The organism is Methanomethylovorans sp. (assembly GCF_041447285.1).
Classification (GTDB): Archaea; Halobacteriota; Methanosarcinia; order Methanosarcinales; family Methanosarcinaceae; genus Methanomethylovorans.
The window spans coordinates 15,523-25,074 of sequence record NZ_JBGMEB010000019.1 but is presented as its reverse complement, the minus strand read 5'-3'; the positions used below and the strand labels follow the sequence as shown (position 1 = coordinate 25,074).

The following is a 9,552-nucleotide window of genomic DNA, read 5'->3' as shown; positions in this document are numbered from 1 at the left end:
TTTAGTGGCATGTCGTAGATGCGCATGTGGAAGCGTTGTATGAAGTCTCTGAGACTTTTTTCGTTGATACATTAAATACTTCCCCGGTTTCTGTGGATACATAACCTTCTATCACATAGATGGGTTTTATGCCAGCGCATGCGCAGGTTCTTTCCATAATCTCTACTTTCCATACGTCTTCTTTCGGTGTTACAGTTTTCCCGTACATATCGTGTATACTTCCATTTGCAATGGTAGTTCTATTGACTCTCCAGTCCTGCACATGGAAGAAAGTCTTATAGTACATGGATATGTTGCTATCGTTAAGCAGAATTATCTGGGCTTGTGAAGAATTTATATTGTACTTATTTTCATGCGTTAACATTTGTTGGAAGGTAACTATGCCGCCTCCAACAAGCATAATGATTAATGCTGCCATAGCAATGAGGCCGAATGTTTGTGAGATTTTCATGATCGTATTCAAGGTATATTCTTTAATATCTTTTTTGTTCTTGACAGTATACTGTGTTTCCAGTACTTATTTAAGTGATGTTAACACAATACGTGCCAGTAAAAGGAGATCTAAAAATGAGCACGGATAACATTGCAGGAAAACACCAGAAGAAACTTAGGGTAGAATTTTATAAACCTGAAGATTGCAGGCAGGTGTATTCCATAGGTGCCGTGGGGGGCCACAGCCCGTATGATTTCAGAATAGGTTTCTATAATGATAATCCCAAGCCGGGAATGGATGAGGATGGAGTGCAGGTAATCCAGCGCAGGCTTGAGACAGAGGTAATTCTCTCACCCCTTGCGGCTCTTGAGCTGTCCAAATGGTTGAACCATCATCTGAAAGAATATGAGGCTATGTTTGGTCCTATACCAAGACCTAATAGGGGTGAAATCAAATCCGAATCTCCGACTGATAATAGCAGAGAGAATAGTGAGATACAGGGTTACATCTGAGTTTGTTTCAGAGGTAATCGTTATTGTTAAATAGGATACAATACACTTTTAACATCCTAGATCCTGTCTTTGACAGGCAGGTTTATCTTATCAATTAGAAGTGAGGATTCCATTTGTTCCCAAATAAGAGAGTTCATAAACTGGTTGGATCGAGAGTCCAGGTTGAAATGAAAGGCGACTTGCATCTTCTAGAGGGTTTGCTCAAAAGTGCAGACGACTATCTAAACCTCCACTTAGTAGATACTGTAGAGGTATCTAATGGCCAAAAGCTCAGGTCCTTGGGTTCTGTGGTTCTTCGCGGCAATAATATTATTCTTATTACACCTGCAGAAGAATAATTATAGGGCAGGATTCTACTAGCAAGTGTTGGTTGCCATGGAAATCGAAGAAACAGCGCTGGAAGTTATTGCAAAGCATGAAAACGGTGTTTTTCAGAACCAGTTGTGGAAGGAACTGAATATCGACAGCCGTAAATGTTCAAGGGTCATTGCAAAACTTCTAAAAGATGGTCTGATTACTCGTGAGTCTGCTGTGGACAACGGAGCAAGGACTTTCTTGCTTAAAGCTGCCCACAAGGAAGAACCCTGCTTTGAGCTGTTGCTATCGGGTGATATGTTCTCACCTTGTGCAGGCTGCAGGGATGCATGTCAGCCGGAATCTTGCGAAAAACTAACCGCATGGGTATTGAATTTATCTAAAGACAATGTTGATGACCAAGAGGCCAGTATAATTGAATAATTCTGGCCGAAAGGTTTAATAAGGTTATGTGCTATTTTGGTGTCGCTCAAGCAGCAACATTCGTTGTGCTCCGGTAGTGTAGTTCGGCCAATCATTCCGGCCTTTCGAGCCGAAGACTCGGGTTCGAATCCCGACCGGAGCACTCGCCTCTTTATTAAAAACCTTTTCCTTAAATTAACCTTAAAAGCTATATAGCCAAAGTTCTAACTATATACTTGTAAACACCAACTTCCAAAACAGAACTACTGCCGCTAGTCACCCGGCAGTAGTCATTTCTCAACTAGTTTTAAAATCTTTTTATAAAGATATATAGATTCATTTTTAGTTCCTTACTCTATTATGTTCTTCATAATCTAAATGCATATAATATATAGATGTAAATAGCTTTTAGGTGTCCGGTGGTCTGATGATTGAGGCTTTTTTACAGGATTGCAAGATAAGAGGCCGGACAAAAAGGAGTTTAGAGTCTTACAAGAGTGTAGTAAAGGAGTTTTTGCACCACTACCCAGAACCTGAGCGAGTAGATAAGCATGATTTACGCGATTATTTAGAGCACTTGCAGGAAAGAGATTTACATATAGCCACCCTGAAAACGTACTTTTCTGCTATTTCTTCCTTTTACGATTTTCTGATCTATGAAGAGGTCGCCCAGGTAAACCCCATACTTCCATTTAGGCAGAGATATTTAGATCAGCCTACTAAACACGACAGCCGACAAATACCGTCTTTGCAGGATGTCCGGGCACTCATTGAGAGAATGAGCCAGATAGAACACATTGCCCCTATAGTTACCCTGGCAAAGACTGGCGCACGATTTGGAGAGTATTTCAGGCTGGAACCTGACCATTTGGACTTTAAGCGAGACACTATTACTTTACCGGAAGCAGCAAAAAGGCATAATAGAATGTTACCTATGGACCTGGAACTAAAGGCAGTATTAGAGCTTTATTTAGAATGGAGAGAGCCACGCAAGAAAACAAAATATCTATGGGTTTCTGAGCATGGCGGCCATATACATAAGGATTGGACCAATGAGATGATAGCTTATTATGCTGAACCGTTGGGATTGCACAAGCCGAGAGGATCACTGGAAACCCGTTTAACTTGCCATTGTTTCCGGGGCTTTTTTACTACCTCGTTAAGAGAAGCAGGAATGACAGACGAATATTTACAGCAGCTTAGAGGCGATTCCATAAATAAAGAAACATGGAAAGCTCATTATTTGTCTAAAGGATATATGAGCTTTGAGAAGATCCGCGCGGAATACCTGCAATCCATGCCGGAGCTACTTTAATTTTTTATCCCTTCTTCTGACTGCTTCTATATAGCAGATCTGTATATACTCTTCTACGGTTATCCTGTTTCTTGTAATTGTGAGAACTCTTATACCATAAATGTAAATGTTCCCGTATTCATCTTTAGAGTAGCGATCTGCCAGCGACATAAACGACAGTTAAAAAGAATCATACTTAAATGAATGCAGTATACTTTTTAACTTAAATATATAGCATATTTAGATTTTGTAGAAGAAAGAATCCGTTACTGCTGAATCTATACTTTTCTTTTGGTCTTGCTTCTGCTGTTTTTTGTTTTTAGGTTCTTTTTCTGGTTGCTGTTGTGTTGTTTTTTGGTCCGGAACTTCAAGCTTAGAGGCTACACCTTCAAGAGCACCAAAGACCCGGTTTAATTTGTCTTTGCTTTGCTTGCTCTTAATTTCCTGCCTGGCTAAAAATTCGGCTTCATCCTGGCTCAAGCCGAGCTTAGTATACTGCCTGCTGTCCTGCTTTACCTGCTGGTCTTCCTTTGCCTGGCTTACTTTTTTCTGGAGGGCCTGTTTCTTTTTCCAATCTTCAAGAAATCCCATAATATCACTTACCGAATAGTTTTTTTCTTACATCGTCTTTGCAGATGCTGCGGGCAATTATCCTGCTGTCGTCATCTATAAGCCGGGTATATTCCGGGATAGGGTCCAGATCTTCCGGCCTCTGCACTTTTCTAGCTCTTCCCTGTCCGTCTATCACAAACATGAATACAAACATTAGTATCCCCTCTTTTCAAATAGTCCGTAGAGAACACCCACAAAGCCCAGGACAACCAGAATATACATGACTCCGTGAACTTCCGGGGGCATGAATGTTATAGCGATTGCGTTAAGGATCAGCAAGACCAGAGACGCAGGATAGATAGATCTGAATTTTGCAAGCACCATAGCAGAGAAGGTGAAAGTAAGGGCTACGTAGAACCACCCGCCCCAGACCGGAATCCAGCCGTAGGTTATGGGAAAGAAGGGGCTTTCCCAGGAGCTTAGGTTTGTGGCGTTCTTTATGGTAGGATCTTCTGTTACATTTACACTTACATTCGAGAAGTCCCAATCATACGAAATGTTAAATTTCGTCATTAGTACCCGCTCCTTTGCAGTAGGATGTTACCCAGGCCAAGCAGGATAAGCACGTCTACACCGTAGCCGATCAGATCCGCAATTGCAGCAGGCATATAGAACATTTTGAGAATGGCCGGGACGCTGGCGAATACTGCAACTATGAAGCTTAATACTATTTTCAGGCCAAGATAAAGCAGTTTTCCGAGAACTGCAGTATAATCGATAATAGAATCTAGGTTTTCGGCTTCTGCGGCTATTTCGTCTTTCATGGAAACAATTTCATCATAATTGAAGCCTGGGACGGTTTCAGCCACTGGAAACACGCCGGTAACATTTACAATTGCAAAGGCTATCTGGATCATCAGGACAGCCATAATAAAATTATCTACCCATGAGGCTATGTTATTCCCTCCTTGATCTATGCATGTAAGCAGCTACTGCGATAATGGCACAGGCTGCGATAACTGCGCCTTCTATTTTCAGGTTGCCTGTGTACCATAAGAAAGCAGCTACTAAGGTACCGATAATACAGGCTATGTCATACCGTATAGCTCCGAATATAAGAACAGTAAGGATTATCAGACCCGCACTTATGAAATTCTTGAGCCAATCCGGCGCATCTGCAGGAAGGAGGGGCAGGCGTTCCGGCTGGATGCCGTCAGAGGTCCAGGATATAAGCTGTGTAACTTCCCTTGTTTCTCCGTCTGTGGCTGTTGCCAGGAACCGGACCAGGTACGCGATAGAGTTATCCCCGGTATAATACAGGCTGCCGTTAGTTGATGATGAGTTAGTATAGTATGCTTGTGTTTTATTCTCTGCATAGTATACCCACATTTGAGCAGAGGTAAGGGTTTTTTGTGATTCGTAGGAGATAGAGATTGTTTCTGTGCTGTTGTCGGCTGAGATCTCATAGTTTAGCCAGCCGTTCCACAGATCCGGGAGGGTGTCAGTAATTACTATTTCGGTGAGGCCGTCAGGATCTGGGGCTAAATATCCGTAGCTTATGGTTCTATCCGGGCAAATGATGTACATGATGTACATATCGGTACTTGTCAGCCATGAGGCCGTATAACCCTGATAATCAAAGTATGATTCGTATACTGTGGCCGTACCCGAATCATACGCTTTATCTATCCTAATCTGACAGTCTGAGAGCGTGTAAGTGTTAGTATTATCTATGAGCCGGAAACGCTGATAAAGTCCCGTGCTGCTGGCATTCTCATCACTAGATACCAGGTACATGTAAGCCTCGGTATCTGTTGCCAGTGTAAGATTAATAGAACCGTGCGCGGAGTAATAGCCATCAGCAGAGCCGGATAAGATATATTCACCGTCAGACATGTTTAAATAATTTATAAATGCTGATTGGGTGCTGTCGTTTATTTCTCCGTCCCGCGTGAAGGTTGTATTGTAGAGCCTGACACTTGCCGGGGTTATCCTGTCGCCTGTAGATTCGTCCAGGAGGGCCACAGTCAGGCCGGGAATGTCCGATACTGTCCAGGTCCAGGATAATGATGTACTGCCGTTTGCGTTTGTAGAGTTGCATCGTACAGTATGAGATCCGACCACGGCTGTACTGTTGCTGTATGTTGTTGTTTTTGCATTGTTCTCTGTTTTTCTTAATACGTTATCTACATACCAGGTATTATTAGCTGTTTGGTTTAATGTGACGCTAAACGCTTGCGATGATCCATAATACGAGGTTGGACTACTTGAAGGAGAATAAGAGGAAATAGAAATGGGTACCGTGTGGGCTGTGACATAACTAATTGATACATCATCCACGAAACCATTAGCCACAGAACTAGAGGATAAATCCTCATAACCTAACGATAGATTGTGAATACCACTATATCCGGTTATATTTGTAGTAGTATAGTTTGTCCAAGATGTATCCCCACCAACAGGAGCAGTATATATTTTGATCCCATCTATTTTTACACAGAGATGAACATATGTAAGTTGCTCACCATATGCCCAAAATGTTAGGCTTTGGGCGTTTGTTAGGTCTACGTTTTGACTAAGCCCCGCATATCCAGTGCCTGATGAATCGGCAGTCATTAAAAACCAACAGCCTGGTGAACTGTGATATACCCCGTCATAATATTCATAGAGCAGGGGAGATCCAAGTTTAGTCCAATTGTGGGCAATATAGGCACCAGTATGCCCAGTAAAGTTTCCGTTTAGAATTCCAGCAGCAGAGGCACATGAAATACACAGCAGTGAACATAAGAACAAGCTTATAAGTATACGCTTCATACTGCCTCAATTAAAATACCCTGTTGTCTCTTTTCCTCCGGCCTCTCCGATGGCTGCCAGGATCAGGGCGAGACCTACAAGCATGAGTATATAGTTCATGCTGTTTAGGCAAAATAGTATAGTTGGGTTGTCCTGGACTCCGAACACTATAGACAGTTGCCGGAGATATTCAAACATTGGAGCACTATAGACCACTACGGCCCCTATGGTCCAGAATCCTACTATAAGCTCAATTCCTGCTTTCACTGCGCCCATTATAAGCCCCTCCGTATTCTTTTTGTGAGTTGTTCTTCAAGTCCTGCGGTTGATTCAAAGGGATTGTAAAATTTGTTTTTCTTCAGGCCGTCAATAGCTGCGCGGAGATCCGGGGTGAAGAATTGAGGTTTTGTTTTTTCCCTGTCCCGAAACATTGGCTCTTTTGAAGGTGAAGGTAAAACGCTATTAAAATTATCTGGAACTACTGAAAATATAGAGATCCTAGTTTGAGGCATGGGCGGCATAGACCCTACCGGAGATCTTGAGGACATCTGAGATCCTGCAAGAGAAGATACAAGGCTTTCCTGGGTTGGCATAGATCCTACCGGAGACCTTGAGGACATTTGAGAAGGTGCAAGGGGAGATGCAAGAGAAGATACAAGGCTTTCCTGAGTTGGCATAGATCCTACCGGAGACCTTGAGGACATTTGAGAAGGTGCAAGGGGAGATGCAAGAGAAGATACAAGGCTTTCCTGAGTTGGCATAGATCCTACCGGAGACCTTGAGGACATCTGAGATCCTGCAAGAGAAGATACAAGGCTTTCCTGAGTTGGCATAGATCCTACCGGAGACCTTGAGGACATCTGAGATCCTGCAAGAGAAGATACAAGGCTTTCCTGAGTTGGCATAGATCCTACCGGAGACCTTGAGGACATCTGAGATCCTGCAAGAGAAGATACAAGGCTTTTCTGGGTTGGCATAGATCCTACCGGAGACCTTGAGGACATCTGAGATCCTGCAAGAGAAGATACAAGGCTTTCCTGAGTTGGCATAGATCCTACCGGAGACCTTGAGGATATTTGAGAAGCTGCAAGGGATGAAGCTACACTATCAGGCATTCTGGCGGAATCTGTAGAAGATTTAGAGGACCACACAGACCCCGGAAAAGAAGACTCAACAAGAGCCGAATAGCCACTTTTTTCCAAAGAAGACCATACAGAAGGAGAATTGCTAATCTCTGCAACCTTGCCGGATTTAGAAAACATCAAACTCCTTTCTGTTGCTGCTTCTGCAAATTTGGGCATTGATTGAAGTATATCAGTGGTGGGTAGTCTTTTGTTTTCAAGAATGTAACCGACTACCGGAGAATCCATAATTTGAGGGTACTTTTCGGCTGCTATTTCAGTGTATCTTAAAAGCTGGTCCCCAATGGGTAAGCCTTTTTCTATTGCGTATCCTGTGCCTATTTCTATGAAGTCTTGCACGTCTTTGATTCTGCCTTCATGAGTTGGCCTGATTTCCAGATCCTTGAGAGTTGTAGCTCCCGCGTATTTTCGGGCGGTTTGCTCAGAGAGAATAGTCAGATCCAGTCCTTCCACATTAATTGGACTTTGTTTATTGTACCCGTATGCAATCTCTGTTTTTTGACTGTACCCATCTTCATAAGTAAAAGTACTTGTATCCTTCTGGAAGATCTCAATACCTTTTATTGGTCCTTCGGGCGTATCAAAATATACTTTGGGGCTAGGAGTATCCACTCCCTTTATTGTGTATTTCGTACCCGTGTCTGAGAGTTTTTGCTCTAAGAACTGTACGAAAGAACCGGAATCATCGACTATTACTTCAAGGTCTTTAGGAGATCTTGACATATAGTCCCCTAATTGAAGTTTTTGAGATACAGAGCCGTAAACGTCTATTTCGCCCGAATATTCAACAACTGCCTCTTTTACTGCTGCTTTTGCGGGTGAGGGGATGTTTTCACTTAAAACTTCAAATTTAGTCGGCTGGATTACTGGCTCATTAGTTTTGTAAATTGTTTTGGTTATATCTTGACCCAAATTAAAAAATTCACTTTCCAATGGGTCTATTTTTGATATTGTTTTGGTAAATGCTGCTGTTTCTAGCGGGTCAAAAGCTGTAATCTGTTTTCCTGAAATTAGTTCAGTAGGAGCTGAAGCTACACCTTTAGTAAGTTTTCCTTCGGAATAAGAAAGAATGGGCTTATCGAATACCTTTAGCGTCTTTCCATATTCAAGGGGGCGTAATTTTGGGCTGGCTCCCACAGATTCCATTTCAACTAAGTTAAGATCCTGAATTTTCACTACTTTTGTAGCTTTTGTTGCCAATGACCCCACAGCAGCACCTAAGAGCATATCTACTGCAAAATCCCCTGGGTTATTAATTGCATATTTTCCCGTCTGATAGAGATTTTCAGGAATCAAAGCAAGCGAATAGCCGAGGGTTTCAGGCTGTCTAATAAGAGTTTCAGCTCCTGGGATCAGCACACTACCAAATGAAATTAAGCGTTGAGATCCTGAGCTTAATTCCTGAAATAGTTTAGCATCATAAGCATACAGAGGCGACCAGCCTAAGTAAGTATCTCCAACCCCTAGTATAGAGGTAGTCGCTGATTCTATGCGTGGGTTCAAGTATTCGGGGGCTTTTGCTGAGAGCTGAGAAAGGCCGGAGTACTCTATTTTGTCGCTGGACTCTTCCAGGCCCTCCGATCCCCATCTTTTAAGATCTGAAAGAGATCCAGAGGCTTTTTCATAGTAAGGGTTGCTTAGTATCCCTGCTTGTAGAGATTGCCCCGCTTTGGCGAGTTTATCGCCAGTAGTCAGGCTGTCGGGGTTGTCGGCACGTTCCCATAATACATATTGTTCCTGGCGAGAGCTGACAACATTAGAACCGCTTTCAAGTGAGTCATAATAAGAATATTTTCCATTTCCTGTATAATTTCCCCTAGAATCAAAGAGGCCGCCGTCATAATGTCGTTTTGTATATACTGTGCGAGTTCCTGTTACCTGGCTGTAGCCTCTGGCTTCTAAATAGCGCTGTTCTTCATCGGTGAGCTGGTCGCCTTTGTTGGCACGGCTTGCCAGATCCTGAGCGTTGTATTGCTGAGACCACACTTTGGTTTGTTGTGTGCTTTCGCTACTTTTACCAGGTATGGAAATACTGCCATTGTAACTTTGTCCATGAGGACCGCGAGGGTCATTGGATCGAAAGAGATAACTTAGATCTACAGCCATATA

The 9,552-nt window shown here is 42.8% G+C and carries 12 protein-coding genes and 1 tRNA gene; 5 read left to right on the top strand and 8 right to left on the bottom strand.

All coding sequences use genetic code 11. The annotated features are described in order from the left end of the window. Window position 1: 1 nt before the first annotated feature. Complete coding sequence (locus tag ACC612_RS11500; RefSeq protein WP_371854684.1) at window positions 2-451, bottom strand: hypothetical protein; 450 nt, start codon at window positions 449-451, stop codon at window positions 2-4. Between the two features lie 116 nt (window positions 452-567). Here ACC612_RS11500 and ACC612_RS11495 point away from each other — a divergent pair, with 116 nt between their 5' ends. The 5 genes from ACC612_RS11495 to ACC612_RS11475 all read left to right on the top strand — a co-directional run bounded on the left by ACC612_RS11495 (window position 568) and on the right by ACC612_RS11475 (window position 2,977). Continuing rightward, window positions 568-945, top strand: a complete 378-nt coding sequence (locus tag ACC612_RS11495; protein WP_371854683.1) for a DUF3467 domain-containing protein — start codon at window positions 568-570, stop codon at window positions 943-945. Between the two features lie 113 nt (window positions 946-1,058). Continuing rightward, on the top strand, window positions 1,059-1,283 hold the full coding sequence (locus ACC612_RS11490; protein WP_371854682.1) for an LSM domain-containing protein: 225 nt from the start codon (window positions 1,059-1,061) through the stop codon (window positions 1,281-1,283). A 37-nt stretch (window positions 1,284-1,320) separates the two neighbouring features. Further along, on the top strand, window positions 1,321-1,683 hold the full coding sequence (locus ACC612_RS11485) for a helix-turn-helix transcriptional regulator (RefSeq protein WP_371854681.1): 363 nt from the start codon (window positions 1,321-1,323) through the stop codon (window positions 1,681-1,683). Between the two features lie 67 nt (window positions 1,684-1,750). Continuing rightward, window positions 1,751-1,825: transfer RNA gene (locus tag ACC612_RS11480), tRNA-Glu, on the top strand. A gap of 264 nt (window positions 1,826-2,089) precedes the next feature. Next, complete coding sequence (locus tag ACC612_RS11475) at window positions 2,090-2,977, top strand: tyrosine-type recombinase/integrase (RefSeq protein WP_371854680.1); 888 nt, start codon at window positions 2,090-2,092, stop codon at window positions 2,975-2,977. Window positions 2,978-3,196: 219 nt separating this feature from the next. Here ACC612_RS11475 and ACC612_RS11470 read toward each other — a convergent pair whose 3' ends face one another. From ACC612_RS11470 to ACC612_RS11440, 7 genes are read right to left on the bottom strand one after another with little or no spacing between them, the layout of a single operon-like run. Next, a complete protein-coding gene (locus tag ACC612_RS11470; protein ID WP_371854679.1) occupies window positions 3,197-3,547 on the bottom strand; it encodes a hypothetical protein in 351 nt (116 codons plus the stop codon). A 4-nt stretch (window positions 3,548-3,551) separates the two neighbouring features. After that, the gene (locus ACC612_RS11465; protein ID WP_371854677.1) at window positions 3,552-3,722 is read right to left on the bottom strand and encodes a hypothetical protein; all 171 of its coding nucleotides are present in this window, start codon (window positions 3,720-3,722) and stop codon (window positions 3,552-3,554) included. Beyond that, window positions 3,722-4,081 (bottom strand): hypothetical protein, encoded by a 360-nt coding sequence (locus ACC612_RS11460; RefSeq protein ID WP_371854676.1) that lies wholly within the window; start codon window positions 4,079-4,081, stop codon window positions 3,722-3,724. Before ACC612_RS11460 ends, ACC612_RS11465 begins: the two co-directional genes overlap by 1 nt. Further along, window positions 4,081-4,437, bottom strand: a complete 357-nt coding sequence (locus tag ACC612_RS11455; RefSeq protein WP_371854675.1) for a hypothetical protein — start codon at window positions 4,435-4,437, stop codon at window positions 4,081-4,083. Before ACC612_RS11455 ends, ACC612_RS11460 begins: the two co-directional genes overlap by 1 nt. Window positions 4,438-4,465: 28 nt before the next feature. After that, window positions 4,466-6,322 (bottom strand): hypothetical protein, encoded by a 1,857-nt coding sequence (locus ACC612_RS11450; protein WP_371854674.1) that lies wholly within the window; start codon window positions 6,320-6,322, stop codon window positions 4,466-4,468. 6 nt (window positions 6,323-6,328) lie between these two features. Beyond that, a complete protein-coding gene (locus ACC612_RS11445; RefSeq protein ID WP_371854673.1) occupies window positions 6,329-6,577 on the bottom strand; it encodes a hypothetical protein in 249 nt (82 codons plus the stop codon). Continuing rightward, window positions 6,577-9,549, bottom strand: coding sequence for a hypothetical protein (locus ACC612_RS11440; protein WP_371854672.1), 2,973 nt, complete (start codon window positions 9,547-9,549; stop codon window positions 6,577-6,579). The genes ACC612_RS11445 and ACC612_RS11440 overlap by 1 nt, the downstream gene beginning before the upstream one ends. Window positions 9,550-9,552: the final 3 nt, after the last annotated feature.

Coding starts and splice junctions, on each gene's coding strand:
- ACC612_RS11470 (WP_371854679.1), bottom strand. CDS start 3,547: ATGGGATTTCTTGAAGATTGGAAAAAGAAACAGGCCCTCCAGAAAAAA.
- ACC612_RS11465 (WP_371854677.1), bottom strand. CDS start 3,722: ATGTTTGTATTCATGTTTGTGATAGACGGACAGGGAAGAGCTAGAAAA.
- ACC612_RS11455 (WP_371854675.1), bottom strand. CDS start 4,437: ATGGCTGTCCTGATGATCCAGATAGCCTTTGCAATTGTAAATGTTACC.
- ACC612_RS11485 (WP_371854681.1), top strand. CDS start 1,321: ATGGAAATCGAAGAAACAGCGCTGGAAGTTATTGCAAAGCATGAAAAC.
- ACC612_RS11495 (WP_371854683.1), top strand. CDS start 568: ATGAGCACGGATAACATTGCAGGAAAACACCAGAAGAAACTTAGGGTA.
- ACC612_RS11460 (WP_371854676.1), bottom strand. CDS start 4,081: ATGACGAAATTTAACATTTCGTATGATTGGGACTTCTCGAATGTAAGT.
- ACC612_RS11475 (WP_371854680.1), top strand. CDS start 2,090: ATGATTGAGGCTTTTTTACAGGATTGCAAGATAAGAGGCCGGACAAAA.
- ACC612_RS11450 (WP_371854674.1), bottom strand. CDS start 6,322: ATGAAGCGTATACTTATAAGCTTGTTCTTATGTTCACTGCTGTGTATT.
- ACC612_RS11445 (WP_371854673.1), bottom strand. CDS start 6,577: ATGGGCGCAGTGAAAGCAGGAATTGAGCTTATAGTAGGATTCTGGACC.
- ACC612_RS11440 (WP_371854672.1), bottom strand. CDS start 9,549: ATGGCTGTAGATCTAAGTTATCTCTTTCGATCCAATGACCCTCGCGGT.
- ACC612_RS11500 (WP_371854684.1), bottom strand. CDS start 451: ATGAAAATCTCACAAACATTCGGCCTCATTGCTATGGCAGCATTAATC.